Source organism: Litorivivens sp. (assembly GCF_041624475.1).
Lineage (GTDB): Bacteria > Pseudomonadota > Gammaproteobacteria > Pseudomonadales > Spongiibacteraceae > Litorivivens.
The window spans coordinates 1-25,841 of sequence record NZ_JBFJUX010000024.1 but is presented as its reverse complement, the minus strand read 5'-3'; the positions used below and the strand labels follow the sequence as shown (position 1 = coordinate 25,841).

27 protein-coding genes are annotated in these 25,841 nt (G+C 56.2%); 6 read left to right on the top strand and 21 right to left on the bottom strand.

Annotation, left to right across the window (positions count from 1 at the left end; genetic code table 11):
* On the top strand, nucleotides 1-436 hold a 436-nt coding region (locus tag ABY734_RS15965), incomplete at its 5' end, for a sterol desaturase family protein (RefSeq protein ID WP_372780373.1).
* Between the two features lie 324 nt (nucleotides 437-760).
* Here ABY734_RS15965 and ABY734_RS15960 read toward each other — a convergent pair.
* From ABY734_RS15960 to ABY734_RS15930, 7 genes are all read right to left on the bottom strand, one after another.
* The gene (locus ABY734_RS15960; RefSeq protein WP_372780372.1) at nucleotides 761-1,240 is read right to left on the bottom strand and encodes a hydroxylaminobenzene mutase; all 480 of its coding nucleotides are present in this window, start codon (nucleotides 1,238-1,240) and stop codon (nucleotides 761-763) included.
* Nucleotides 1,241-1,350: 110 nt separating this feature from the next.
* Nucleotides 1,351-1,872 (bottom strand): RNA 2',3'-cyclic phosphodiesterase, encoded by a 522-nt coding sequence (gene thpR, locus ABY734_RS15955; RefSeq protein ID WP_372780371.1) that lies wholly within the window; start codon nucleotides 1,870-1,872, stop codon nucleotides 1,351-1,353.
* 29 nt (nucleotides 1,873-1,901) lie between these two features.
* Complete coding sequence (locus ABY734_RS15950; RefSeq protein WP_372780375.1) at nucleotides 1,902-2,960, bottom strand: alkene reductase; 1,059 nt, start codon at nucleotides 2,958-2,960, stop codon at nucleotides 1,902-1,904.
* Nucleotides 2,957-3,577 carry a nuclear transport factor 2 family protein gene (locus ABY734_RS15945; RefSeq protein WP_372780370.1) on the bottom strand — a complete coding sequence of 207 codons (621 nt, stop codon included), beginning with the start codon at nucleotides 3,575-3,577 and terminating at the stop codon, nucleotides 2,957-2,959. The genes ABY734_RS15950 and ABY734_RS15945 overlap by 4 nt, the downstream gene beginning before the upstream one ends.
* Nucleotide 3,578: 1 nt before the next feature.
* On the bottom strand, nucleotides 3,579-4,358 hold the full coding sequence (locus ABY734_RS15940; RefSeq protein ID WP_372780369.1) for an SDR family NAD(P)-dependent oxidoreductase: 780 nt from the start codon (nucleotides 4,356-4,358) through the stop codon (nucleotides 3,579-3,581).
* 82 nt (nucleotides 4,359-4,440) lie between these two features.
* On the bottom strand, nucleotides 4,441-5,277 hold the full coding sequence (locus ABY734_RS15935; protein WP_372780368.1) for an SDR family NAD(P)-dependent oxidoreductase: 837 nt from the start codon (nucleotides 5,275-5,277) through the stop codon (nucleotides 4,441-4,443).
* Between the two features lie 37 nt (nucleotides 5,278-5,314).
* Nucleotides 5,315-6,088: an SDR family NAD(P)-dependent oxidoreductase gene (locus tag ABY734_RS15930; RefSeq protein WP_372780367.1), complete on the bottom strand. Its 774-nt coding sequence runs from the start codon at nucleotides 6,086-6,088 to the stop codon at nucleotides 5,315-5,317.
* 63 nt (nucleotides 6,089-6,151) lie between these two features.
* Between ABY734_RS15930 and ABY734_RS15925 the strand changes: the two genes are divergently transcribed.
* Nucleotides 6,152-7,060 (top strand): LysR family transcriptional regulator, encoded by a 909-nt coding sequence (locus ABY734_RS15925; protein WP_372780366.1) that lies wholly within the window; start codon nucleotides 6,152-6,154, stop codon nucleotides 7,058-7,060.
* A gap of 3 nt (nucleotides 7,061-7,063) precedes the next feature.
* On the opposite strand, the gene ABY734_RS15920 is transcribed toward ABY734_RS15925, so the two are convergent.
* Together ABY734_RS15920 and ABY734_RS15915 are read right to left on the bottom strand one after the other, a co-directional pair.
* The gene (locus ABY734_RS15920) at nucleotides 7,064-8,110 is read right to left on the bottom strand and encodes an NAD(P)H-dependent flavin oxidoreductase (protein WP_372780365.1); all 1,047 of its coding nucleotides are present in this window, start codon (nucleotides 8,108-8,110) and stop codon (nucleotides 7,064-7,066) included.
* Nucleotides 8,111-8,122: 12 nt separating this feature from the next.
* Nucleotides 8,123-8,593 (bottom strand): hotdog fold domain-containing protein, encoded by a 471-nt coding sequence (locus tag ABY734_RS15915; protein ID WP_372780364.1) that lies wholly within the window; start codon nucleotides 8,591-8,593, stop codon nucleotides 8,123-8,125.
* Nucleotides 8,594-8,779: 186 nt separating this feature from the next.
* Between ABY734_RS15915 and ABY734_RS15910 the strand changes: the two genes are divergently transcribed.
* Both ABY734_RS15910 and folE read left to right on the top strand, forming a co-directional pair.
* Nucleotides 8,780-10,888: a TonB-dependent receptor gene (locus ABY734_RS15910; RefSeq protein WP_372780363.1), complete on the top strand. Its 2,109-nt coding sequence runs from the start codon at nucleotides 8,780-8,782 to the stop codon at nucleotides 10,886-10,888.
* A gap of 322 nt (nucleotides 10,889-11,210) precedes the next feature.
* On the top strand, nucleotides 11,211-11,912 hold the full coding sequence (gene folE / locus ABY734_RS15905; protein WP_372780362.1) for a GTP cyclohydrolase I FolE: 702 nt from the start codon (nucleotides 11,211-11,213) through the stop codon (nucleotides 11,910-11,912).
* Nucleotides 11,913-11,925: 13 nt separating this feature from the next.
* On the opposite strand, the gene ABY734_RS15900 is transcribed toward folE, so the two are convergent.
* From ABY734_RS15900 to rdgC, 10 genes are all read right to left on the bottom strand, one after another.
* Nucleotides 11,926-13,008 (bottom strand): endonuclease/exonuclease/phosphatase family protein, encoded by a 1,083-nt coding sequence (locus tag ABY734_RS15900; RefSeq protein ID WP_372780374.1) that lies wholly within the window; start codon nucleotides 13,006-13,008, stop codon nucleotides 11,926-11,928.
* A 30-nt stretch (nucleotides 13,009-13,038) separates the two neighbouring features.
* Entirely contained in the window at nucleotides 13,039-13,350 is a 312-nt protein-coding gene (locus ABY734_RS15895) for a pyrimidine/purine nucleoside phosphorylase (protein ID WP_372780361.1), read from the bottom strand.
* A 145-nt stretch (nucleotides 13,351-13,495) separates the two neighbouring features.
* Nucleotides 13,496-15,691 (bottom strand): TonB-dependent receptor, encoded by a 2,196-nt coding sequence (locus tag ABY734_RS15890; protein WP_372780359.1) that lies wholly within the window; start codon nucleotides 15,689-15,691, stop codon nucleotides 13,496-13,498.
* 213 nt (nucleotides 15,692-15,904) lie between these two features.
* Complete coding sequence (locus tag ABY734_RS15885; RefSeq protein WP_372780358.1) at nucleotides 15,905-17,065, bottom strand: thiolase domain-containing protein; 1,161 nt, start codon at nucleotides 17,063-17,065, stop codon at nucleotides 15,905-15,907.
* The gene (locus tag ABY734_RS15880) at nucleotides 17,062-18,120 is read right to left on the bottom strand and encodes a thiolase domain-containing protein (RefSeq protein ID WP_372780357.1); all 1,059 of its coding nucleotides are present in this window, start codon (nucleotides 18,118-18,120) and stop codon (nucleotides 17,062-17,064) included. The genes ABY734_RS15885 and ABY734_RS15880 overlap by 4 nt, the downstream gene beginning before the upstream one ends.
* Nucleotides 18,113-18,652, bottom strand: a complete 540-nt coding sequence (locus tag ABY734_RS15875) for a Zn-ribbon domain-containing OB-fold protein (protein ID WP_372780356.1) — start codon at nucleotides 18,650-18,652, stop codon at nucleotides 18,113-18,115. The genes ABY734_RS15880 and ABY734_RS15875 overlap by 8 nt, the downstream gene beginning before the upstream one ends.
* Nucleotides 18,649-19,122, bottom strand: coding sequence for a Zn-ribbon domain-containing OB-fold protein (locus ABY734_RS15870; protein ID WP_372780355.1), 474 nt, complete (start codon nucleotides 19,120-19,122; stop codon nucleotides 18,649-18,651). The genes ABY734_RS15875 and ABY734_RS15870 overlap by 4 nt, the downstream gene beginning before the upstream one ends.
* A gap of 124 nt (nucleotides 19,123-19,246) precedes the next feature.
* Nucleotides 19,247-20,305 carry a DNA polymerase IV gene (gene dinB, locus ABY734_RS15865; RefSeq protein WP_372780354.1) on the bottom strand — a complete coding sequence of 353 codons (1,059 nt, stop codon included), beginning with the start codon at nucleotides 20,303-20,305 and terminating at the stop codon, nucleotides 19,247-19,249.
* A gap of 148 nt (nucleotides 20,306-20,453) precedes the next feature.
* The gene (locus tag ABY734_RS15860) at nucleotides 20,454-21,131 is read right to left on the bottom strand and encodes a hypothetical protein (RefSeq protein WP_372780353.1); all 678 of its coding nucleotides are present in this window, start codon (nucleotides 21,129-21,131) and stop codon (nucleotides 20,454-20,456) included.
* Between the two features lie 83 nt (nucleotides 21,132-21,214).
* Entirely contained in the window at nucleotides 21,215-22,135 is a 921-nt protein-coding gene (rdgC, locus tag ABY734_RS15855; RefSeq protein ID WP_372780352.1) for a recombination-associated protein RdgC, read from the bottom strand.
* A gap of 192 nt (nucleotides 22,136-22,327) precedes the next feature.
* On the opposite strand from rdgC, the gene ABY734_RS15850 reads away from it, so the two are divergent.
* A complete protein-coding gene (locus ABY734_RS15850; protein WP_372780351.1) occupies nucleotides 22,328-23,029 on the top strand; it encodes a hypothetical protein in 702 nt (233 codons plus the stop codon).
* Nucleotides 23,030-23,041: 12 nt separating this feature from the next.
* Here ABY734_RS15850 and ABY734_RS15845 read toward each other — a convergent pair whose 3' ends face one another.
* A complete protein-coding gene (locus ABY734_RS15845; protein WP_372780350.1) occupies nucleotides 23,042-24,079 on the bottom strand; it encodes a helix-turn-helix domain-containing protein in 1,038 nt (345 codons plus the stop codon).
* A 141-nt stretch (nucleotides 24,080-24,220) separates the two neighbouring features.
* On the opposite strand from ABY734_RS15845, the gene ABY734_RS15840 reads away from it, so the two are divergent.
* Complete coding sequence (locus ABY734_RS15840) at nucleotides 24,221-25,042, top strand: metal-dependent hydrolase (RefSeq protein WP_372780349.1); 822 nt, start codon at nucleotides 24,221-24,223, stop codon at nucleotides 25,040-25,042.
* 162 nt (nucleotides 25,043-25,204) lie between these two features.
* Here ABY734_RS15840 and ABY734_RS15835 read toward each other — a convergent pair.
* The coding region (locus tag ABY734_RS15835; RefSeq protein WP_372780347.1) for an HAD family hydrolase at nucleotides 25,205-25,841 on the bottom strand (637 nt) is incomplete at its 5' end.

The following is a 25,841-nucleotide window of genomic DNA, read 5'->3' as shown; positions in this document are numbered from 1 at the left end:
GATCGCTGTCGATATTGTCGCCATTCTGATGGTCTACGACTTCTTCTACTATCTTACACATCGCTTTCTGTTCCACGGCAAAGGCTATTTCCGTCGGGTGCATGCCCTGCACCATCAGGCCCGCAAACCGACGCACATTGACGCCTTCTATGTGCACCCACTGGAAACCTTTATCGGTATTTCTCTGTTTATGGGATCAGCCGCGTTGCTCGGCCTTTTTATCGGCCCCTACCATGTCGCCAGCCTGGCGGTCGCGGTGCTGGTGTTTCAGAATCTGAATATTATCAATCACTGCCATATTCGGATGGACAGCTTCCCCGGCAAGACGTTGAGCTGGATTTCGGTGAAGCATGCCAATCACCATAAAGACATGCATCAGGGGAATTATTCGACGATTACCTTGCTGTATGACAAGGTGTTTGGGACGTTGGTGTGAGGGTTTAGCCTGTCGGCTGGGGTTTTTTATTTTTTTGCTGCCGGATTTTGGCGCCGGTTTCGCCCTGCTGGGCGAGTGACTTCTTTTTCCTCGTCGAAAAAGAAGTCACCAAGAAAAAGGACGCCCCGTTCCGCAGTCGGTTTCCGCTGCGCTCCAACCGATCCCCTGTGCGCTTCGCATCCGGCGGCGCGAGCGGAAACTCGCCCTATCGGGCTCAGACACCCGCTCGCTTGTTTCCGCCGAATGCTGCAGTGCTCGGCTGCTCCAAGGGGAGGAAGAAAAGCGGTACTCTGTAGCTTGCAGATTAGCTACTTTCAAAAAGCGTTAGCTTTTCCCTTTTTTCCGCCAAGTCGTCAATTCAAGCCCCCAGAAAAACAAAGCACCACCCGCAATGGCCGCCCCTGCCCCCACCGTCAGCATGCCCTGAACCGTGAGTTCTGCGGCCGTACCAGCACCAAAACCAGCCCCCGCAATGGGTGTACCACTACTGGTACCCAGCACCGCCGCCAGCGTCAGTGCCAGCCAGATCAACACAACGCCGGCAACGTTAAAGTAGTAGGTCCAGCGCAATTGGGTCGGTGACAGCTGCAGGCGGTTCCAGGCCAAGCCAATAATCAGCAGCGCCATCCCACCCTGAACAGCGGAAAGGTGAGCCGACAGCCCCATGCGGGGATTGGTGAACCACGGTATAAAACCACCTTCAATCAGACCCACCAAAAACAGTGTGGCTCCCCACACCAGTACCCGGCGGGATTTCTCTTCAACTTCATCAACGGTTTCAATTGGATCGATATAGCGCTGCATACTGACTCCTTGCGAGTACAAATAATTATTATGTCTGTCTTGCGTCAGTGCTTACGTCCGTCGCCGCTTAACAGATGTTCCAAGGCGACCAATTTACTTGCGGCGAATGCTCAAGTCGCCAGGGGAAAGGCCCGAATACATTTGTAGGTCAGCACCTCATCCACCGTCTGGCTGTTAAACAGCCCGAAGCCTATTACCTGCTCCGCGGGGACGTCTGCGGCGCTCTGTTTTATCAGTTCACTGATCACCGCTTGCGGCACATGACGTTTGTAACGCGCCAGGGTGATATGGGGTACGAAGCGTTTCTTCTCCAGCGGCAAACCGGCTGTAAGAAGCGCTTTCAGCACACTGAGCTGCAGGGCCTTCAAGCCCGGATTGTCTTTCACACCCAGCCAGATGACACCGTTGCGGAACTGACTCAGTTCGGTAAATTCCAGCGTAAAGCTTGAGGCGCTGACTGTTGCCAGCGCCTTGAGAACAATTTCCGGGTCGGCATCACCGATAAACTGCAAGGTCAGATGCAGGTTATCGGGCGCCATCGGCGTGATGCCCCGGGTTTTTGGCGGTTGAATTGTCTGCAGCCGCTCTTTCAGCGGCTGCGACAGGGGGACTGCGACAAACAGACGCGGCATATCGCTGCTGTATGCCTCCCTTTCACGTGTTAGTCGAAGGTGGAGTAATCGGTATACCCAGCTTCTCCCGGCGTGTAAAGGGTTTTGGGGTTGATTTGCGACAGGGCCAGCGCTTCGCGGTAGCGCCGCACCAGATCGGGATTGGCGATAAAGGGCCGACCGAAAGACACCGCCTGAATCTGCTCGTCGAGCACCGTTTCTGCTTCGTCCCGATCAAAACTTTCGTTCACGATCAGCGCACCGGAATAATTCGCTTTGGCCAGACCGATATTATCCAGCCCCAACTGCGGCATACGGATAACGTGCAGATAGGCCAATCCCATTGGATCAACCTTCTGCAGCAAAGCAGAAAATGTTTCCTGGTGATTGTCGTCGTGCAGATCGTTAAAGGGGTTGCCGGGGCAAATGCGCATACCAACACGGTCGGCACCGTCCACCTCCGTCATCGCCTTGAGCACTTCAAGTACAAAGCGCAGCCGCTTTTCCAGGCTTCCACCCCAGTCGTCCTGACGACGGTTGGTACCGGTCGACAGGAACTGGGCCGGCAGGTAACCGCTGGTGCAGTGCAGCTCCACGCCGTCAAAACCCGCCGCAAAGGCGTTTTCGGTTGCGCGGCGATAATCGTCGATGGTCTGCAGAATATCGGCCTCGCTCATCGCCTCCGGCTCGTCAAACGGCAACATCCCCTGCTCGGTAAAAATCTCCCCCTTGGCAGTGACTGCAGAGGGCGCAACCGTGCGCACACCCGCTGCTTTGTTTGCAGCGCTCGCAACCCGCCCGCAGTGCATAATCTGCAAGACAACCTGGCCACCTTCAGCGTGAACAGCCGCAGTGATGGTTTTCCAGGCAGCGATCTGCTCCGCAGAGTAAATGCCGGGCGTGCGGCAATAACCCTTGCCCTCGGCGCTGGGCTGAGTGCCTTCGGTAATGATCAGCCCTGCACTGGCGCGCTGCTGATAGTACTCGCGCATCATATCGGTGGGCACATCACTGGCCTGATCAGCCCGCGAGCGAGTCATTGGTGCCATCACCACACGATTGCGCAGTTTCAGTCGCCCCAATTCAGTTGGTGTAAACAGTTTCATCAGCGCACCCGGATTCTGGGCGCCGGGGTTCCGCGGCGCATGGTTTTCAGGAACTGCTCCACCGGAGCAGGCTCGGCGACTTCAGGCGTACCATCGGGCTTGCTCGCCCAGAATTCGCGCCAGCTCGGAAACAGTTCATGGAAAGCACCCTCGTAGGGTTCACGCCCCGGCCAGCGCATTTTCATATCCCCGATTGGCGGTTTATTGAGGTCGGTGGCATACCAGTAGCAGGGCAGCCGGCGACGGAAGTACCAGCGCCCGTCAATGCGTTGATAGTCATCCCAGTACAGCATCTGCATGATGACCCACTCGGCGCCGCACTCGTGTTCGTTCTTTGAATAAAGCACGCCGACGGCGTGATCCGGATCGTCGAACTCGATAATGTGATTGCCCACATGATGAGAGGTTCCGGTGAACTGGTTGCGCAAGGTATCGTCAACCCAGGCTTTCAGGTTGGCGCGACCACTCAACTCACGCGAGACGCGAATATCCGGCGCAAACAGGTTCACGTGGGCATCCAGATCCCGCATATCCAGGGACAGGGAATACTTGGCTACCAGCTGGCGGATTTCGTCGAGAGATTCCAACCGGTCGATGCGTTGCAGCAGTTTTTCGTCCATCTCAATCCTCCCAGGAGGCGGCGCCGGTATTCAGCTCGGCGGTGCGACCACCGTCGACCGGCATCACAATACCGGTGATGTAGGAAGCCTCGTCGCTGGCTAAAAACAGAATGGCATTGGCGCACTCGCGTGGGTCACCGACCCTTTTCAGCGGAATGGTTTTACCGGTAGCCTTTTGGCTTTCCTCATCGGGATTGACCATTTCCAGCGCGGGCGTCAGAAAGGCGCCGGGGGTGATGGCGTTAACGCGCACATCCGGCGCCCACTCGATACTGGCGTTGCGGGTCAGGCCAATCATCGCCGCCTTGGCGGCGCTGTAACCGGCCGTGCCCATGGAACCCAGCAACCCGCAGACCGAGGAGATATTCACCACCGCACCTTTGTTGGCGCGCAATTGCTTGTAACTTTCGCGCATCAGAAACATGGCGCCGTCGAGCGATACCGCAAAGTTCTGACGCCAGCCTTTGGTGCTGTGCTTGCCGATCATTTCCGGCACCATCAGCACCGCATTGTTAACGATAATATCGAGCTTGCCGTACTTGGATACGGTGGTTTCCACCAGGCGCTTTACTGCATCTTCATCACTGACATCCACTGACAAGGGGGTGCACTCCCCGCCCGCATCACGAATGGTTTTCGCGACCTGCTCCAGCGGTTCCATGCGGCGGCTGCAGATTACAACCTTCGCGCCTTCTTCAGCGAAGCGGATGGCAGTTGCCGCGCCGATGCCCTGCCCGCCACCGGTGACGATAGCGACTTTGTTTTCCAATCTTTTGCTCATAATGTTCTCCTCGTTTATTTCTCCCCTCACCCTGTCCCTCTCCCTCAGGAGAGGGACAGGGTGAGGGGCTATGTCTCGCGGCCTAAGCCAAGTACGTTCCCAAATTCGCCATCAGTGTCTGCCCGGTAAAACTCGATGACTCCTCACTCGCCAGAAACAGCGCGGTATTGGCAATTTCCACCGGCTCGCCGATACGCCCCAGCGGAATGGCAGCGACCATGGCCTGCTTCCAGTCGTCGGATATATTCGCCATGATCGGTGTGTTAGTCGGTCCCGGGCAGATGGCATTGACGCGAATATTGCGCGCCGCCACTTCCATAGCCAGCGACTTGGTCAGCCCGAGAACAGCCGCCTTGGACGCGCAATAATGCACACCGCCTTCACCGGATACAGCCGAAGTGCTGGAAATATTGATAATGCTGCCCTGCGTACCGCTGGCAATCATGCTGCGAATCGCTTCGCGACAGCAGTAGAAGGTGCCATTCAGATTGACGTTGACCACGCTCAGCCAGCCCTCGTCTTCCATGTCTGGAATATGGTCAGCGTACACCGTAGGTTTTTCACCGCGCTGCATTTGCGCGCTGCGTTCGGCCATACGTTGCTGATAAAGGTCAAAGCCATCGTTTGGCGCCGTCCCAATACCCGCGTTATTCACCAGAATAGCCGGTGCGCCCAGCTCGTCCGTGACCGCCGCAAACAGTTCTTTTACCTCGGCACTGTCGGTGACATTACAGGCGCGAGCAATCGCCCGACCACCACAGGCCTCAATACTCGACAGGGTTTGACTCAGGCTATCCAGGTGCAGGTCCACCGCGCACACTGCAGCGCCCTCACCAGCCAGACGCGTCGCTATCGCCTGTCCTATGCCCTGGGCGGCTCCGGTTACGATCGCCACCTTGTTGTTAAGCCTTGCACTCATTTAGCAGGTCCTTGCTCAGGTTTTCAGATTGTCTGGTTTAGCCTTCCGGGCGCCAGGGCACACCATTGATATGACCGCCCCCGTCGACAAAAAGTGTATTTCCCGTCATATAGCGCGAGCCCTCACTGGCCAGAAAGGTCGCCACCGGCCCGATATCCGCTTCCGGATCACCCATGTACCCCATGGGCACCAGTTTGAGAATGTCGCCTATCATCTGGGGCGCAAACTCTTCCATCATTTTGTAAGCCGAGGTCGCCGCCCCCGGACAGATCACATTAGCGGTGATGCCATCCTTCGCCCACTCGACCGCAACGGTGCGGGTATAGGCGCGCAGTGCCTCTTTGGCGCTGTTGTAATCGACGGTCATCGGGTGCGCGTTCACCCCGTTCAGTGAACAGATATTGATGATCCGCCCCCAGCGCTGGGCCGCCATGCCGGGCTGGGCGAGCTTCATGGTTCTGACCGCCGCCCGAAAGCCCGCGGTAAACGCCCGCTCCAAGCGCTCGTCATCCTGTTCCAGCGCCGCTGCCGGCAGGCTGTTGGTGGGGTAGGCGTTGTTCACCAGCACATCAACCCTGCCAAACTCGTTCAGCACCTGCTGCATCATGGCGTCGACCGAAGCGAGATCGGTAACGTCCGTCGCAATAAACCTGCCCCGACCACCGAGCTTTTCCAGTTTACTGGCAACAGCCTCGCCGGTGGCCTGATTCAACTCGGCAACCACAACAGTCATCCCCTCCCGCGCCAGACAGCGGGCAATGCCCTCGCCGATCCCCGTGCCTGCGCCCGTCACCACCGCCACTCTTGCCATGGTTTTGCTCCATCACTGTCTTGTTATGAGGCCGACTATAGGCCGTTTCAGGCGTGCATATAAATGATTGTGTTCGCACCCATAGCGTGCAATATTGCACGCATGAATTGGGACGACCTGCGATTTTTCCTCGCCGCTGTGCGCGGTGGCACCTTCTCGGCGGCGGCGAGCGAGCTGGGCGTCAACCGAACCACGGTCGCGCGCCGCATCACCCAACTGGAGCGCCGCCTCGGCCAGCCCCTGTTTACTCATCAGCACAACCAGTATGAGCTTAGTTCATTTGGCGGCGCGCTCTACCGGCAGGCCAGCCGACTGGAAAAAGAATTGCTGTCGCTGGAGGAAAGCCTAGGGCTGGAGGAAGAAAGGCTCGCCGGCGAGCTGCGTATAGCCGCGCCATTGGGTCTTGGGCCGGAGTTTATCGCGGAGCTGAGCCAGTTTTCCCGGGACTACCCGCAGGTGCGCTGGGAGCTGCTCAATACCGTCGACCCGGTGGCGGCACTGAATCAACGCAAGGCCGATGTTGCCATCGCCGTCAGCAATTCCTGCCCGCCCCATATTCGCGGACATTTTCTCGGTGAAATGCAGCGCGCGGTTTATGCCAGCAAACGCTATCTCAAGCGCCTGCCGGCAGAAACGCCGCTGGCAGCTCATCACTGGATTGGCTGGGGAAGCGATCTGGCTGAATCCCAGGCCGCCAAGTGGATCGCAAGAGAATTGCCGGAGGATGTCTATAAACCGGCCCAAGTGAACAGCTGGAACGCCATTCTGGCTGCGGTAAAGAGCGGGCTGGGAGTGGCCCACCTGTGGTGTTTTCTGGCGGACGGCGACCGCCAGCTCACCGCTATTCGCCCACCCGACCCTGAGCTCAGTATGGGGCTGTGGCTGATGCGCCCCGCCAATATTCCCGCCAGCGCCCGGGTGAAAGCCTTTATCAACACCCTGCGACCGCTGCTGAAACAGCGGCTGGATTAATCTCTAATCACTGGCCACCCAGGCCCGCAAAAAGGTTTCGCTAATCTGCGCCGCACTGGCATTGCGTGGCTTGGCTCTTTCACCACACCACAGCGGTGTAAAGCTGTCGTCTCCCTGCTGTTCAGCCTGACTACGCAGAGCGCCCACGGCATTGGCCGCCAAGGGAAAAACCGGCGCTTTATCATTCATCGGCCCAAGCTCACGCATTAGCCGGGTAACGATACCCCGCGCCGGGCGGCCAGTGTAAAGATTGGTGAGAGCGGTTTCGCAGCGGCGCTCAGTCGCCAGTGCCTGCCGGTGTATGGGGGAGGTGCTTGCTTCGTCGGCGAGAAGGTAGGCAGAGCCAATTTGCACTGCGGCCGCACCTGCGCGGCGCATTTCAATGGCATCCTCAGGTGAGGCAATACCGCCCGCTGCAATAAGCGGAACAGACAGCTGCTGCACGCAGCGGCTGACCAGCTCGCGAGTGGGCATTTGCCCTTCTAGGTCGTCGCGCAAAAAGTGCCCGCGATGACCACCGGCCTCCAGGCCCTGGGCAATCACAAGGTCCGCCCCGTGCTGCTCCAGCCAGCGCGCCTCGTCCACGGTGGTCGCCGACGACAACACCAACGCGCCCCAGGACTTGACCCTGTCCAGCAAGGCTTTTTCGGGCAAGCCAAAATGAAAGCTGACCACTCTGGGCCGAAACCCTTCGACCACCTCCGCCACCGCCTCAGAGAAGGGCTGCCGTTGGGCGCCGACTGGAATCGCTTCGGGGTTAACGCCGTATTCCTCAAAAAAAGGCGCCAGTAATTGCAACCACTGTGCGTATCGCTCGGGGGACTCTTCGCCGTCCCGATGGCAGAAAAAATTCAGGTTGACCGGCCGGCTCGTCAGCTCAGCCAGCCGCGAGAGTTCTGCTTCCAAGGCCTCGCCCGAAAGCATGGCGCAGGGCAGCGAACCCAGCGCGCCGCAATTGGATACCGCAGCGGCGAGCGCCGCGCCCTGCACACCGGCCATTGGCGCCTGAATAATGGGCGCGGTCAATTCCAGACTGTCGAAACCCTCCATGGCTGGCTCTCCTTAGGCAGCTTTAGCTTTCTTGGGAGAACAATACATGATGATTTCTGCGGTAAACACTGTGTCGCCCTCCCGGTCGGTAATGGCCACCGAAACCGGCACATCAGCGGCCACGCCGCTCTCAATGACAGGCAGACTACCAACAACTTTAAGCAGGCCCTTGGCGGGCTTGAGGTACTTTACGGTCATGCCTTTGGGAATCCAGCGCACATCCGACGGCACCGAATATTCAGTGCTGATACCCGCCGCCAGTTCCGCCGCATTGCACATGGCAATCGCGTGAACCGTGCCGATATGGTTGTGCATGGAGCGCTTGTCCCAGAGCGTGATTTCTACGCCACCCACTTCCAGCCGCTCAAAGCGCGCTTTTATCGACGAAAAATACGGAGCCTTCAGGCAGATGGTCTTGGTGAAAAGCCACTTGCCACCGGGCTTGGTGTTGAGGGTTTTCCAGAGATTTTTGACGGCACTCATGATGGGCAACTCACTATGTTAACGGTGAACACACATTACCATAACCCCCTGTTAAGCCATACACAATCGATAGGACTCAGCCAGCCCCCTGTAAATGAGAATAATTTATATTTGCATTCAATGCGATGATTCTCTAACATCCTGCAGCCTAAAAAAATCGCTTCCTGTGACAAAAGGGGATTATTGATGCTTCCATCCAAATCGGGGCTCTCGCTGCTTACCGCCGCCATCAGCCTGGCGACCACGAATAGCGCTCTGGCCGAAAAGAAATACGAAGAACTCATCGTGACAGGCCAATACCTCTCAATTAATGAGGTAACGGCGGTTAAAACACCCACGCCCATTATTGATGTGCCTCAGAGCCTGTCGATAATGACGGCCGAGCAAATCCAGCAGCGGGGTTTCACCGCGATTGGCGACATCATCAACTACACCCCGGGTGTGAATACCTCGCAGGGTGAAGGTCACCGCGACGCTGTGGTATTCCGCGGGCGCCGTGCCACGGCTGACTTTTTTATCGATGGTGTGCGTGACGATGTTCAGTACTACCGCTCCCTGTACAACCTGAAGCAGGTTGAGATTCTGCGCGGCCCCAACGCCCTGTTCTTCGGCCGCGGCGGCACCGGTGGCGCCTTGAACCGTGTAACGAAAAAAGGCCTGATTGGTCAGGATTTTGCCCGCTATCAGGCCAGCGTCGATACCTTTGATGAGACCGCTCTGAGCTTTGATGGCAATGCGACATTGAGTGAAACCGCGGCGCTTCGCTTAAATGCCATGGCCGAAAGTCTGAAGAATCACCGTGACTTTTACGAAGGCTACCGTTTTGGCGTCAATCCGACTCTGCGACTGGCCTTCGGCGACAATACATCGCTGGATCTTTCTTACGAGTACGTCAATCACGAACGCTTTATCGACCGCGGCATTCCCACCGGCGCTGACGGCCGCCCGGTTGAGGCATTCGACGATATCGTTTTCGGCGATAAAAACCTCAATGAAAGCGATTTGCTCGCCAACCTGTTCCGCGCCACGGTAAAACACAGCTTTTCAGACTCACTGAAAGGCAACCTGACCGCTTTTTACGGCGACTATGAAAAGCTGTATCAGAACTTCTACGCCTCCAGCTATGATCAGGTCAACAGCCCCAATGAGGTAACACTGGACGGCTACGTGGACACCACAGATCGTCAGAATACGATTCTGTCGGGCAACCTGATCGGTGAGTTCGACACCGGAGCTATTGGTCATACAGTTATTTTTGGCACCGAATATATCGATACGTCTTCAGATCAGGATCGCTGGAACGCCTTCTGGAATACCACCATGGACGACAACGAGGTATTCACTGTTCAGCGTCCACTTAATCTGCGCAATGGTGTCGGTGTTAATGCCAATGGCATGACAACCACGAACGATTTTACGGTTGATATCAACGACGACACGCGCGTGGACCTGAAAGTGACCTCGGTTTATCTGCAGGACGAGATTGAGATTTCAGAACATCTGGATGTAGTGCTGGGCGCACGCTTCGATAGCTTCGACATCGATGTCAATAACGTAGTAGCCAATGAAAAGCGCAGCCGTAAAGACGAAGAAGTTTCACCCCGCGCAGGCATCGTCTATAAGCCGAAAGAAAATATTTCACTGTACGCCAGCTACAGCGAATCTTTCCTGCCAAAAAGTGGCGAGCAATTCGCCAACATCAATGGCGCTGCCAACGATCTGGATCCTAATACCTACGAAAACCGTGAAATAGGTATGAAGTGGGACTTCAGTAAGGGCCTCAGCCTGACAATGGCGGTGTTCGAGAACGAAGAAAGCGCACCCCAGGTGGACGACAACGACCCCAATGCGTTTGTGGTGGTCGACTCAGAAATCGACGGCTATGAACTGCAGCTGGAAGGCCAGTTGACAGATCGCTGGTACATCTCTGCCAGCTACGGCAATCTCGATGGCGAAATTGTCAACCAATCTGGCTCTACCGGCAAGCGGCCCACCGAGTTGCCCGAGCATATGGCTTCTCTCTGGAGCATGTACCAAGTAACTGACAATCTGGGACTTGGGCTTGGTGCGACGTATCAGGACGAGAGCTTTATCGATAACGGCAATAAGGCCAAGTTGCCCAGCTACACCCGCACCGATATGGCCATCATCTACGATGTGTCAGCCAGTCTGCGCGTGCAGTTCAATATCGAAAACCTGACCGATGAGTTGTACTTCCCGAATGCGCACAGCACCCATCAGGTAACTGTCGGCGAGTCTCGCAGCGCACGCCTGACGGTCAGCGGCGAATTCTAAACCGCACTAGCCAAGCACGATCAGTTTTAAGCCCCGCTCGCGGGGCTTTTTTGTGCCTGCCTGTTGAGCGGACTAAAGCAAACCAATACACAAACAACCTGATTAGCACGCGCCTTCAGGTTACAGAAACAGCGCAATGGGCATTAGCGTAAATCACTAGGCACAATGCCAGCGAGCAAGCAAACGAGTGCCCGGATAATATCCCCCGCCCGTGATCCAGCCTCCATCCAAGCGCGTAAGTTAGGGCACCTCTGATTAATTCGGCGTTAGCTCATTGCCGAATTAATCAGAGGTGCCTTAAAAACACCTTTGGGGACTGCCGATGACTGTTGCACTGAAAGCTGCTGAATCCTTTTCACACCAGGACGCACACAACAACGGGGCTGAGTTTTCTGAGGCTGCGGAGCAGGTGCGTAGCGCTTTGATCGAGGCAGGCCTTGAAACGCCCCAAGTAGAGAACCACCTGAGCCGCGACCAGAAGTACGCGCGCATTCGCAGCGCCATGACCGAGGTCGTGGAAGCACTTGGTCTGGATCTGCGAGATGACAGCCTTGCCGAAACACCGCATCGCATTGCCAAGATGTATGTGGATGAAATTTTCTCGGGTCTCGACTACCGCTCGTTCCCTAAAATCACCGCCATCGACAACAAAATGCAGGTCGACGAGATGGTAAGGGTCAGTGATATCAGCCTGACCAGTACCTGCGAGCACCACTTCATCACCATCGATGGCACCGCAAGCGTCGCCTACATTCCGGCGCAGAAAGTCATCGGTCTGTCCAAAATCAACCGGCTGGTACGTTTCTTTGCCCAGCGACCACAAGTGCAGGAAAGGCTGACACGGCAGATTCTGGTGGCGCTGCAAACGCTATTGGGAACCGACGACGTGGCGGTGTCGATAAACGCCGCTCACTACTGCGTGAAAGCGCGGGGCGTGATGGATTCTACGTCGACGACACAAACCACAGCCCTCGGCGGCGCGTTTCGCTCCGATGCAAAGACTCGGGCAGAGTTTCTCCGCTAGACAGGCTGACCAATCAGACCCGCGGAACCGGCACGTCAGATTCATCAACGCTCTGCTGGCTCAGCTTTTCTTCAGCCCAGGCTTTGTCCTCAGCTTCCGCATCCAACCCGTCTTGTGACGGCAAGGCGTGCCTGTGCATGTTGAGGCTCGCATAGAGCGCAAAATGATCGGAGCCGAAACCCGGCAGGCGCTTGAGCTCGTTAACCGTAAAATGAGCGCTGTGAAACAGGTGATCCAGCGGCCAGCGAGCAAGGGGGATGGCTGCGTGATAGGTATTGAACATACCCCGCCCAACCCGCGGATCCAGCAGGCCGCTGATTTTCCTGAACAGGCGGGTAGTTCCCGACCAGGCCACATCGTTTAAATCGCCGGTAACAAGCACCGGTTTTTTGTAGTCCTGCAGGCTTTTCGCCACCATGATCAGCTCGGCGTCGCGCTCGGCTGACTCTTCATTTTCGGTTGGGCTGGGTGGCGCCGGGTGCAGAAAGTGACAGCGGATGCAGTCACCGGACGGCAGCTCGACCATCGCATGCATGGAGGGCACATCGTCTTCCACCAGAAATTCAATCTGCCCGTCGTGCAAAGGCAGACGTGAATACACATGCATGCCATAGAGATTGTTCAGCGGGCATTTCAGCGTGTGAAGGTAGCGATCCTCCAACAAATCCAGCTGTGACTGCCACCAGGCATCCGACTCCAGCGTGACCACGATATCCGGCGCCATGTCCTCCACCAGCGCCAGAAAGCGCTGCGCCTGACGATTGGTTGTCAGCACATTGGCCGTCACAATACTCAGGTTTGTGTCTGCATTAATGTCAGCACTGGCTTTAACCTCATGCCGCGCCAGCGGCGTGTAAGGAAAAATCCACCAGAGCTGATAGCACAGACACAGTGCGGTTACGGTCTGGACAAGCAGCGTGATCGTGGCGCCCTCGTCCAGCAGCAGGGACTGCAGCAAAAGCAGAATACCTGCGGCGCAGGCCAGTTGCAGTCGCGGAAAATCCCAAACCCGCACCCACCAGTCCTCTCGCCGCCAGAGCGGCAACAGGGTTACCAGTATCAACGCCGCGCTCGCGAGATAAATCAGCCAGTACAGCCTCAATTCAGCTCCTTTGAGTCGATGTAATCAATCCAGATAGGTGCAGCAGTAATCGGTGGGCGTCTCGATCACAACGTCAAAGCTGGCGTTGGCGGGAACATCAAAACTCTGCCCGGCGCTAATGCTCTGCCAGTCGCCTCCCGGTAGTTTTATCCGCAGGTCTCCGGCCAGGATTTCCATAACTTCAGCGGCTTCGGTACCAAAGGTGTACTCACCCGGCAGCATCAGCCCCAGCGTCTTGCGAGAGCCGTCGGCAAACAGGACGGTGCGGCTACTGACTTTGCCCTCAAAATAGAGATTGGCGGCTTTTACAACGGTGACATTTTCAAACTGCGACATTGGGTACCCCTGAAATAAAAAAAACGGCAGGTGCTGCCTGCCGTTATTCTAGCGTGTTGTTGCTCGCAACACAGCCACCTGATGAGCCAAGGGGGGCGTAGTGCGGCTAATCGACCCGACGCACGTCGGAGCGATCTACTCAATATTAGAAGCGCACCTTGAACTCAGCACCGACCACCCGGCCCTTGTTCAGAGGTGAAAAGGACGTTACCCCCAGAGCGCCAAACGGCAACTGGGTATCGCCACCTTCGGTGACCTCATCACGCAGGTTTTTGCCGTAGAGTGAAACCGTCCAGTCCTCGGAATTAGGCGACAGCGACAGGGTCGCATCGACCATATTGGCGTCATTCAGCGTGCCACGATTGTTATCAGTGTAAGCAGCTTCGTCACGATGGCTGTAACTTACCTGAGCGGTGACAAAACCAAAATCACCCACATTCTGATCGTAGATAATGCCCAGACTGCCTGTCAGCGGAGCCAGACGCGGCAGGTCCAATTCACCGTCCTGACCGTTCACGACCTTGTCGCCATTAAGATCAAATTTAACCTCGCGGTATTCACCTTCTACATAGCCCACTGAAAGGTTAACAATCAGGTTGGGCAACACCGCATAACGACCTTCCAGTTCAATGCCCATAATCTCGGCGTCGGCAGTATTGCGAATAATCTGGACCACGCCCGAGCCGCCAGACGGCAGGTTGACCTCACGCTGCATATCCTTGATCTGATTGTAGAACGTTGCCACGTTCAATCGACCGCGATTGTCCGGGGTATCGTACTTAACCCCCACCTCGAAGCTGTTCTGCGTTTCCTCATCAAATGGTCCGGGCGAAAACGAAGGGTCCGTATTGCGCAGGTTGTAGCCTCCACTTCTGAAGCCCTTGGTCAGGAAAGAGTAAACCTGCATTTGATCGTTGGGCGTCCAGGTCACACCTACCTTAGGCGTGATATTGGACCAGGATTTGTCGTCCTTGAAATCAAATGCGCAGTTGCCACCAATCACATCGCATTGTCCGGCGGGTATTGTGTCAGGCCGCATGTTCGGACCAACAACGGTCGCCTGGAGAGTTCTGATTTTGGCTTCTTTGGATTCTTGCGAGAAACGCCAGCCTGCTGTAAACGTCAGGCTTTCGGACATCAGATAGTCAACCGAGGCAAATACCCCCCAGGTATCGTGATCTTGAATACCCCCACCATAAAAGTAAGCAAAGACACCCGGAGCACCGGCAGTTACCTGACGGTTCTCCTGATACTTAACTTCTTGATCAAAATAATAGAGGCCGGTTGTCAGATCGATCTTTTGTCCAATCCGTCCATTAAAACGAAATTCATTACTGACCTGTTCCTGCTGGGTTTCGAATCCGGCATGAAACAGGGTTGAAGGAGAAGCATCAATATCGCTCACCCCCTCGCTATTATAGGCACGCCAGCCAGCGATATTGGTAATGCGCCCCTCAAGGAAATCCACATCCCGCGTGTATTCAACAATGCCCTGATTCCAGTAATTGTCGAAGTAACCCGTTTCGTTGATGGAAAATTTAAAGTCATCGCGATCAAAGCGACCACGGTTTTGCCCCGCGGGACCATCACCTTCGGCGTCGCCTCGCTCAAAGCGCAGAATGAGATCCGAATATTCGTCCAGATCGATAACAAAGACCGGGCGGATCAAACGGGTGCGAGCATCGCCATGGCTGTCATCACCAAACTCATTGTCGTGCCAGCCCTCGTCTTCATTTAAATACACCGACAGTTTAGCTTTAAGCTTGTCTGTCATGGGGCCAGATACGGAAGCTGAGTAGTAGCGGTTAAGACCGGTTTCCACGGCAAATTTAGCACTGCCGGCAAACTCTTCGCCCGGCAGTTTGGTTCTGACCAGTACGGCACCGCCTGTTACGTTTCGGCCGAACAGCACACCTTGCGGGCCGCGCAACACTTCGATCCCTTCCAGATCGAACATATCGAAGACGACGCCGCCATTGATACCGAGATACATGCCATCAACAAACACACCGACGGTTGGGTCAATAGAAGGAATGGAACTGTTAACGCCCAAACCGCGAATCGCAAAATTTGCGGTGCCTTTGGTTGTACCCACATCTTCCAGCGCCACGTTAGGCATGGAATAGCTGAGACCTTTCAAATCCCGCACCTTGAGCGCTTCGAGTTGGTCGCCACCGTAGGCCGTAATGGCGATTGAGGTGTCCTGAACCTCCTGAGCGGACGATTTTTTCTGTGCTGTTACCAGCACTTCTTCCAATAGGGTCTGAGAGGCCCTTTGAGCCTGAGCAGAAAAGGGGAGTGAACATAATAAGGCGAGTACGGTCAGTCGGGATCTGCGCATGGTTTTCTCCGGTTCAACCAGGTTTATCGTTATTCATCTATAGATACGACTTCTAACTGTATCTGGATCCAGCACCATGCCAGGGCATGCTGCAAAAACAGGCCTGCACCAAAAAAATACAGCTCCGCTTGTAGTTGACTGTAGTACAAAGATAGGAATAGAAAAGGCGTTTCTGTGAAATAGCCCACAAATACCGCAAGCCTGCCGCTACACTCAGGGGGCGCTGCTACCCACAACCCACATGGCAAAAAACTGGTTATGGCCGCCGTAGGCATGCCCCATGGCCTTGCGGGCACCATTTACTTGATGCTCACCGGCCATGCTGCGCACCTGCAGGGCAGCTTCGGCAAAACGGATCATGCCAGAGGCCCCAATGGGGTTGGAGCTGAGTACGCCGCCGCTGCAGTTCCAGGGAATATCACCACCGTCGAGATGGGTGGCGCCACTCTCGGTCAGTTTCCAGCCTTCGCCCTCATCGGCAAAGCCGAGATTCTCCAGCCAGATAGGTTCAAACCAGCTGAAAGGCACATAGATTTCTGCGCAATCGAGCTCCTTGCGTGGGTTACTGATACCGGCTTTTTGATAAAGCTCTTTGGCACATTCCCGGCCCGCCGCCGGATTGACCTCATTGCGCCAGGGATAGAAAGAAGGCTCCGAACGCATACTGGTGGCATGCACCCAGGCCGGGGGGTTGGCGGAGCTGCCCGTGCACTTGCCGTTGACCATCACCATGGCACAGGCGCCATCGGATGAGGGGCAGGCTTCTAGAAAGCGCACCGGCTCCCACAGCATCGGGCTTTCTTTCACCTGCTCCAGCGTGATATCCGGCAGCTGCAATTGGGCGCGAGGGTTGCGGCAGGCGTGCTGGCGATCTTTCACGGCTACCTGACAGCCAATATCTTCGGGCGCCTTGCTGAGCCGCAGGTAATCGCGGATAACCGGAGCAAACATGCCACCGGCGCCGGAATTGAAATGCGGCCGAAAGGGGGTGGACGGCGACAGCGCCCACTGGGCATTCGATTCCGACTGCTTTTCAAAGGTCACCGTCAGCACCCGCTGAAACTGGCCACTGCGAATATGCTGAGCCGCCACGATGGCGGTTGAACCGCCGACGCTGCCAGCAGTATGCACCCGGATCACCGGCTTGCCGGTACCGCCCAGCGCTTCGGCCAGCATGATCTCCGGCATCACCACACCTTCGAACATATCCGGTGCCTTGCCAATCACCAGCGCGTCGATGTCTTTCCATTCCAGGCCCGCATCGCTCAAGGCTTCCAGCGCTGCCTCGCGCACCAGCCCCGCCATCGACACATTGAGTTTCGAACGATAGCGCGCCGTCTGGCCAATACCGATTACCGCTACCTGTTCTGTCATGCCGCGCCCTCCAGTACGCCAAAGAGATTCTGCTGCAGGCAAGGGCCGCTGGTGGCATGGGCCAGAGCTCTATCCGCCCGACCGGCAAAGATCTCCTGGGCGGCAGCGCCAAAACGATCGAGCCCGGCGGCCATCAACACATGACCGGCCAGGGCGCCGCCGGAGCGGTTAATATCCGTATTCTCTTTCAAACCCAGAGCCTGCTGCAGAATCAATTGCTGGTGACTGAAAGGCGCATAGAGTTCAGCGCAATCCAGTTTGTCGCGGTCGAGCTGCAGAGCCTCAGCCGACTGTTTGCTGGAAGCTGACGTTGTGAGATCGCGAGTACCGAGAAAGTGCGACTCCATCCGGTGGTCTAGCCCCTTGATCCAGGCCGGGCGCTCGCACAGGGCTGCGGCCTTTTCTTTGGAGGCCAGTATCAGCACGGAGCAACCATCGCTGATCGGGCTGCAGTCATGCCGGCGCAGGGGCGAGACAAAGGTCGGCTCCGACAGCAGGCCGTCCACCGCGTACTCGCCTTTCAGTTGGGCATGGGGATTGCGCTGGGCGTTGCGCCGGCTTTCTGCCACCACCTGCGCCATCTCGCGCTCGCTAAAGCAGCCTTTGGCAATACTCATCTGCGCTTGTATGGCCGCCAGTGAAATGGAGTCGGGCCACAGGGGTTGGGTGTAATAAGGATCGAGCTGCAGACTCAACACATCGGGCAGGTCACCCGGCGCCGACTTTCCAAATCCGTAAATCAGCGCCGTATCAATTTCGCCACATTGAAATTTGAGCCAAGCCTCATAGAGCGCCCAGGCAGCATCCATTTCCACATGGGATTCCTGCGCGCAGGGTGTTGCACCCAGCGCATCCACCGCCATGACAAAGGAAAAGGCCGCACCGGCCAGATAGTCGCAGCTGCCGGAACAGACAAAGTCGATATCCTTGCGCCCAAGCTGGGCACCGGCCAGCGCCTGATCCATCACCGGCACCAGCAGTTCCACGTCAGTGCGGCCACCGGCATCGCGCTGCATCGGCGCCTGAGCATAGGAGACAATCGCAACGTCACGCATGTTTTGCCGCCTCCTGCAGCCGTGCCTCGCGGTGACTTTCAATATCCACCGCTGGCTCGCCGCTCAGCACAAAATATTCGATATTTTCCAGGCCGTAGTCCCACTCCTCTTCCGGCTTCCACTTGGCTCGTACCCGTGTACCAATCTGCACATCTTTGAGTTCGCATTCGGCAATCAGATGACTGAATGCCTGATCGGCACCGTCCAGCAGAATATTGGCCACCACAAAAGGTGGTTTGAGTTTGCTGTTGGGTATTGGCAGATGCACGATGGTATAGCTCAGCACCGTTCCATTGTTCGAGAGCTCAATCATCTCGCCCGGCGTGAGCGTGCCTGTTTCAGGACACACCCCGGGCGGCGGCACCAGCACCTTGCCACTGCCTTTGGATCTGACGCCCAGAATGAGGCCTTGCTTGATGGCGTGGAGAAACCGGTTGCTTTGGGGGTTGGCTCGATAGCGGTACGTTAAGTAGACAGGCCGCTCGACCATTTCTTTTGGCTCAGGGATATCCGGGCTTGGACGGGATGTCATGAGTTAACCTCCGAAGCCGGCACAAAAGCGGCGATGTCCGTAATATCACCCTGAGGTTCGGCCACCCAGAGCGGTTTGACCCGAAGACCGGGACAGATCACCGATTCATCCGGCACCCGCACCTTGTGCAGAAAGGGCGTATCGGCGCCATCGAGTTTGATCAGCGCCCAGGCAAAAGGCGCCAGTTCGTTGTGTTTGTCGCGGGGGTGCTTCACCCAGCAATAGCCTTCCACGGTGCCGGTGTCACCCAGCTCCACCCACTCGGAGAGGCTTTCAGCGGTTTCCGGATCATATTCAAGCGGCGGAAACAGCACGCTGCCATCGCTGCGTTTTATACCCAGAAAGCGGTGATTTGCCAGTACAGCAAAGCAGGTACCAATGACCGGACCGAGGGTGCGGGAATAGGTAAAGCCGAGTTCAAACTCGGCTTCCAGCAAGGCTTCGGGTGCAGGGGGTTGACCAGCTGACATTGCGAGGCTCCAGTGTTTTAACTGATTATGCCCCCGACCCTAACAGGGTATATGACCGTTTTGTAAGGCCGTTTTTGCTAGTATTGCACCCACAGCGCCGGCTCGAGCATAAGTCGACAGCGTCTTAGTCAAATAAACGCAACTGCTGATCACTGCTCATACGGTCGGTGTGGAAGCGCAAGCCAACGCCAAGTAGGCGCACCGGTTTCTTAAACCGGCCCCAAGCCTCATCCATCATGTCGGCGAACTCGTTGTGCTCCAACCCACCCGTGAGCTGCCGGTCGACCGTTGTCGTTTCAAAATCCTTGCTTTTCAGTTTGACGAAATGCCCGGTAATAGCACCGCGCCGACTCAGCTTGGCCAGCCGCTCTTCCAGCATCGCCATCAGTTTCGGCAATTGATTCTGACAGGCGCGGCGGTTGATCAGATCATCGGCGTAGGTGCGCTCAACGCTCAGTGATTTTCGCTCGCGATTATTGGCGACCGGCCGCTTGTCTTCACCACGGGCATAGCGGTAGAGGGTTTCCCCCATGGAGCCAAAGGCCTGGGCCAGCTCCAGTTTTGACCAGCTAAGAATGTCACCACAGCGCTCTATGCCCTTTTCCAGCAACTTTTTCTGCATGGCAGGCCCGACACCGTGAATGCGTCGCACCGGCAGAGTCGAGACAAAGGACTCCACCTGATCCGGCGTGATCGTGGTCAGCCCATCGGGCTTATCCCAGTCGCTGGCAACTTTTGCGAGAAACTTGTTTGGCGCAACACCGGCGGAAATCGTGATGCCGACTTCCTGGCTGACGGACTCACGAATGGCCCGCGCAATCAGGGTGGCGCTGCCCTGAAAGTGCTGCGAATCACTGACATCGAGATAGGCCTCATCCAGCGATAGCGGTTCTACAAGGTCTGTATAACGGTGAAAAATCTCCCGCACCTGATAAGCCGCCGCGCGATATTTTTCGAAATTGGGGGGAATCACCACAAGCGACGGGCACAGGCGCATGGCGTGTGCTGAGGGCATGGCGGAGCGCACGCCATAAGAGCGGGCTTCGTAATTGCAGGTGGCAATAACGCCACGTCGATCGCTGGCACCGCCAACCGCCAGCGGAATCCCGCGCAGCGCGGGATCGTCACGCATCTCAACCGAGGCGTAGAAACAATCGCAATCACAGTGGATGATTTTGCGCACAGCGCTCTCTATCACAGATTCCAGAGAGGCAATTCCACCACGCTAGCCAGTTGCCTTACAACTAATGCGGGATGCCCATCAAAAGGCCGCCCATAAAAAAGGCGGCCTCAGCCGCCTCTATAGTTTACCTAACGCCACTTAGCTGCCGCTACTGGGACTGACCACCACCTTTGGCGCGATCGAGAATCGCGTCAGTACCCATGTGGATCAGGGCCTCTGATGCGCTTCCCTTCTCAGCGCCAGCCTTGCGCGCTGCGGTGTCCTTGGCCATATCGCGCAGGGTCTGTTCCGGGTCTTGCGACTCGGCCACATCATGTTCAGGGTCCCTTTTTTCGGGGCTGCTATGGTCATGACCCGCTTCGTGGTCGTGGTCATGTTCCCGATCATCGTCATCCCGGTCGTCGTCATCCCGGTCATCGTCATCCCGGTCGCGATATTTGGCGGGCTTGCCTTCGTCCCAGCCATGCTTTTTGCCTTTTTCTGCAGCCCAGTCACGGCCGTGCATGCCCTTGGGTTTTTTGGCCTTATCCTTGTGCTTCCCCTTGCCTTCCTTGCTGTGCTTTTCGTACTTATGCTTTTCTTTTTTATGCTTTTTTTCTATTTCTTCGCGGTCGTCATCACGGTCATCTTCATAGCGCTCTTTGTATTTTTCGCGCATTTCTTCGGCTTTCTCACGACGCTCTTCCTCGTCTTCTTCATAACGCTCTTGGTACTTCTCACGCCTCTCTTCAGCTTTCTCGCGACGATCGTCATCGTCGTCATCTGCGACCACAAAACCAGCAAGCAATGCGCTGGTAAGTACAAACAAACAGTATTTTTTAACCATTAGGATTCTCTTCTGTTTCGGAATACAGGCCTATAGTTAATAGCTCAACTACGGCTACTTGGCCAGTTTAAAGCGCCGTTTTCTCAAGCAGCCTCCAGCGCACTGGTATCCTCGCCGCCAAAAGCCTCCAGTAGTGCCGGAATAAAGTTAGCCAGCTCTGCGTTCATAATCGAAAAATTCACATCGAACTGCTCAGCAGCGGTATCAGTGTGAACTTCGTCGGCCCGTTCCATAATCAGATCACTGAAGCGCAGGCGTTTGACGGTGAGCTGATCATCGACCAGAAACTCGACTTTGTCCGCCCAGCTCATAGCGAGCTTCTTCACCAGCATGCCGCTGTCGATGTGATTAAGAATCTCTTTGGACTGAAGGTTCTGGTTCTTGCAGCGAATAACTGCGCTTTCATCAGCGGAATCAATCAGTTCACACTCTCCGCCCAGCTCAAAGCCCATGGGCGCGGCGTTCTGCAACCAGTGCGTCATGGTGTGGTAGGCGGTGTTTTTGGGTGCAACAGGAATTACGGGCACCGAGCCCAGACTCTCTCGCAGCAGAACAATCAATTCTTCTGCACGCGAGTGGCTGCCGCTATCGACGATCAGCCAGCCGTTTTTGGGGTCAATATACGCATACTGCCTGCGGGATTTCACAAAGGCCCGGGGCAACATTTCGAAGATCAGCTGCTCTTTCAAATCAACCCGCTCCTTGCGGCTCGGCACCCGGTCTTCATCTTCGCGAATGCTCAGTATCTTTTCTTCCAGTGCATCTTTGACCACCGCCGCCGGCAACACCTTATCCTGGCGCTGGCTGCACACCATGATGCAAGCGTTATTGGTGTGAATCAGCTCACTGCCCTGCTGGCCAAGCGGCTTGACCCAGCCGAGGGTGCTCGGCTCCTGGCTGGAGCAGGGCTTAAAGGCTTGCTCGTGCAGCCTTTCTTCCACCTGCTCCGGAGTCAGCTCAAAGGGTTTGGTAAAGCGATAAATAAGCAGGTTCTTGAACCACATAGAAAACTGTCCTGTCTTGTCATTAGCAATTTATAGAAGGCAGGCATTGTAGACGGTTACTGAGAAGCTTTTCAGGCTTGACTCGGCGAAATTGCGGTCCTCGGTATTATTCTAAAGAATCCGGCCCTGAAGTCGGTACGTAAGTACGTTACCCTGTCGTCTCATCCTTAAACCACCAGCTCCGGGGAACCAATGCACAAAACACTGACCGGCAGCCTGCTTTCGCTGCTACTGCTCACCCTTACCACCACCAGCCAGGCACAAGTCACTACCAGTATTCAGGCCTCGGATATCGGCTTTGGCGGTGAGATAGGCTATCGCTGGGATTCGCCCTGGGGCGTGCGCGCAGGCTATCTGATGGGCGATCTGGATGTGGATTTCGACGCCGAGGACAATAACGGCGTGGAAGGCGATGAACTGGAATACGACAGCGACGTCGATTTGAAAAACGCCTACCTGCTGGCGGACTGGCACCCCTGGAACGGCATTTTCCGGGTCTCCGGTGGCACTTTCCTCAACAACAGCGACGCAACCGTGGTCACCCGTTGTAACGCCGACGCCGTTATTCCCCAGCTGGCTACCTGCGAGTTCGGCAACAGTGTGTACTCACCTACTATTCTCGGCGAGGTGACCACCAAGGTCGACTTTGACACGATAGCCCCCTACCTTGGCATTGGCTGGGGCCACCGTGCCGAGAGCGGCTTTGCGGTCAACGCTGACCTCGGTGTCATTTACATCGGCTCGGCCAGCGTCGACATGAGCTCCTCCGGCTCCTGTAACGACGATGCCCAGTGTCGCGAGCAGATCGAACAGGAAGAACGGGAAATAGAGGACGAGCTAGACAAATACCGTTGGCTGCCCTTCGTCCAGCTCGGGGTCAGTTACAACTTCTGATCCCCGGCAACACTAGTGCTTATCGTCCAACGATTGCCGGTAAGCACTGGGCGACAGCCCGGTCCAGCTTTTAAAGGCCTTGGAAAAATTGCTGGCATCGCTGTAGCCCAGCCGGTCGGCAATCTGATCCACCGTTAAGCGCCCCTCGGCCAGCCAGCGCGACGCCTGGCGCTGACGCTGCTCATCCTTGAGTTGCTGATAGCTCTTGTCTTCGGCTTTCAAACGCCGCTTCAGGGTGGCAACTGACATATTGAGCCGGGCGGCAATTTCTTCCAGCGGCGGCAAACTGCCTTCCATGCGTTGCAGTTGCAGGGCAATGCGCTCCGACACACTCTGCTGTTCACTGTGCTTGCGCAGGTCACTCTCACAGCGCGCCTCGGCCAGCCGCGCCAGGTCTTCATCGCGCGCGGGTATCTGTGCATCCACAATGCTGCGCGGCCAGCTCAGGCTGTAATACGTGCTGTTAAAATCGATACGCGAGCCGGCAGGCAAGGGTGGCATGGGAGTTTCAGGCGGCAGGCCCGTCAGGGTGATAAGGCTCGGAAATTCGCTGGCACTGCGACCGAGGATTTGTCTGCACAGGGTTTCCAGACAGACCAGAAAATTCAGCGCCACGTAGCGCAGGGTGGCATTGTCATCAACGAGTGGCAGTAAAATAAGTTTTGCGCGATCCGGATCTTCTCCCGGACGCAACTCGAAAAACTCGATGCGTGTGGACACATAGCGGTAGAGCTTTTCTGCGGCATCCATCAAGGTCTGGCTGTGCTGCGCCGCGTAGCCAACGTAACCGTGCTTGGAAAGCGTCATACGCCGACCGCCTTCCAGCGCCGTCCAGAAATTACCGTCGTATTCGCAAAAGTTGCGCATTGTCGCAAGAAAAGAATCGTGTCCCACTGAGACATCCTGCTGCAGCAGAATACCGGGCTCCAGGCCACTACCGTCCAGCAGGTCAGCCACGCTCATACCGCGTTCAAAGGCCTGCTCACTGAGTGAAATCAGGTAATCGCTGGATATACCGTAGCGCCCGCGCCCCACTCTGTCTGCGTTCAACGAAATCTCCCTTGATCCCAAAGCACCCGATATTGCGACGAATTAACCTGCCGCCGCCACGGCGATGGTGGCATATTTTCACCATCGATAAATCAATACTTGATAAATGCCGACAGGACCCGTCGGCCACAGGAGCCCAGCATGGACAACAGCATCACTGTACGTCGCATGAACTTTGCCATCGACAAGGATATGGAAAAATACTGGTTTGGCGGCAATCCGCTGATATCGACTTTCTTCTATGCTTTGTCAGGCACCTTTCCCGACGGTGAGCGCTTCTTTATCGATACGGTACGCTACTATCGCGAAGACGTGAAAGATCCAAAGCTGCAACAGGAAATCCGCGCCTTTATCGGCCAGGAAGCCCACCACGGCAAGGCGCATGAAGATTTCAACAACGCCCTGGAGGCCAAGGGCTTTCCCGTCAACACCGTAGCAGCGAAAGCCAAGGCCCTGCTCGATCTGGCCCGCAAACGGCTCAAACCCCAGCGCCAACTCGCCATCACTGTTGCACTGGAACATGTCACGGCAACCATGGCCGAACACGCCCTGCGTCACCCGGAGCTGCTCGAGCAGATGGATCCGACCTTTCGCAAAATGATTATCTGGCATGCGGTGGAAGAGATCGAACACAAAGCAGTAGCCTTTGATGTGTTTCGCGAATGCGTCGACAATGAATTTCTGCGGCGGCGAGTAATGTTTATGACCCTGCTGCTGTTTTTTGGCCGTGCTATCTCGTTTCAGCGCCTGCTGATGCATGCCGACAACCGCCGTGCGTCTTTAAAAGAGTGGTGGCAGGCGATGAAATTTTTCTGGGGAAAAGGTGGTCTGATGCGCGAGTCCATTCCGCACTTTCTCAAGGCCTTCAAGCGCGGCTTCCATCCCGAGGATATAGACCAAAAGCCGCTGATTGAAAACTGGCAGCAGCGCTACCCGGATGTGGCAGGTTTGCAAACCAACTGAGCCCTTTCGCCGCCTCATTGTGGACAGAGTGCACAGGTAGTTCAGAACGCCCCCTCTCCCTCGGGGACAAACCCGCAGGGCTTGGGCACCGGAGCTTGGGACGGTGGGGCAAAGCCCCGAGCACAGCGAGTCACTGGGCTGGAGTGAGGGTGAGAGCCAAATTCAAGAACTCAACACTCCATCCAGCTCCAACAACGCCGCATCCGCATCTTCGGTAACCAGCACCGTCCTCATGCCGAGTTTTTCTGCCGCGGCAATATTCGCCGGATAGTCATCGAGAAAAACCGTGCGTGAAGGGTCGTCAATACCCATGCGCTGCAGCGTCAGCTCAAAAATCTTCGGGTTGGGCTTACGTATTCCTTCTACGCAGGAATCCACCACCAGTTCAAACAGATCATCCACCGGCATCAGAGAGCGCCAGCCATCAGAAAACTCTTTTACGTTGTTGGTGATGATCGCACGCCTTAAGCCACGTGTTTTCAGCTCTGCCACCTTATCCACAAAGGCGGTACGCAAGCCGCCGTCGCGGGGCATGGCGGCGAATACCTCATAGATATCCAGCTTAAGACCGTGATCCTGCTCAGCGCGCGTCATGATTTCTGTACGGCAATCATCCAGCGTCATTTCACCGCGCTCAAGCCGGTGCCAGGGGTGATCTCCGTCTTCATGATAGTTACCGAAAACAATTTCCTGAATCTGCCCCGGACGAGCCCCCATGCCCTGCCCGACCTCATCAAAAGCGGCAAAAGGCGACAGCGTAAAAACCCCGCCAAAGTCAAACAATACTGCGTCTATCGTC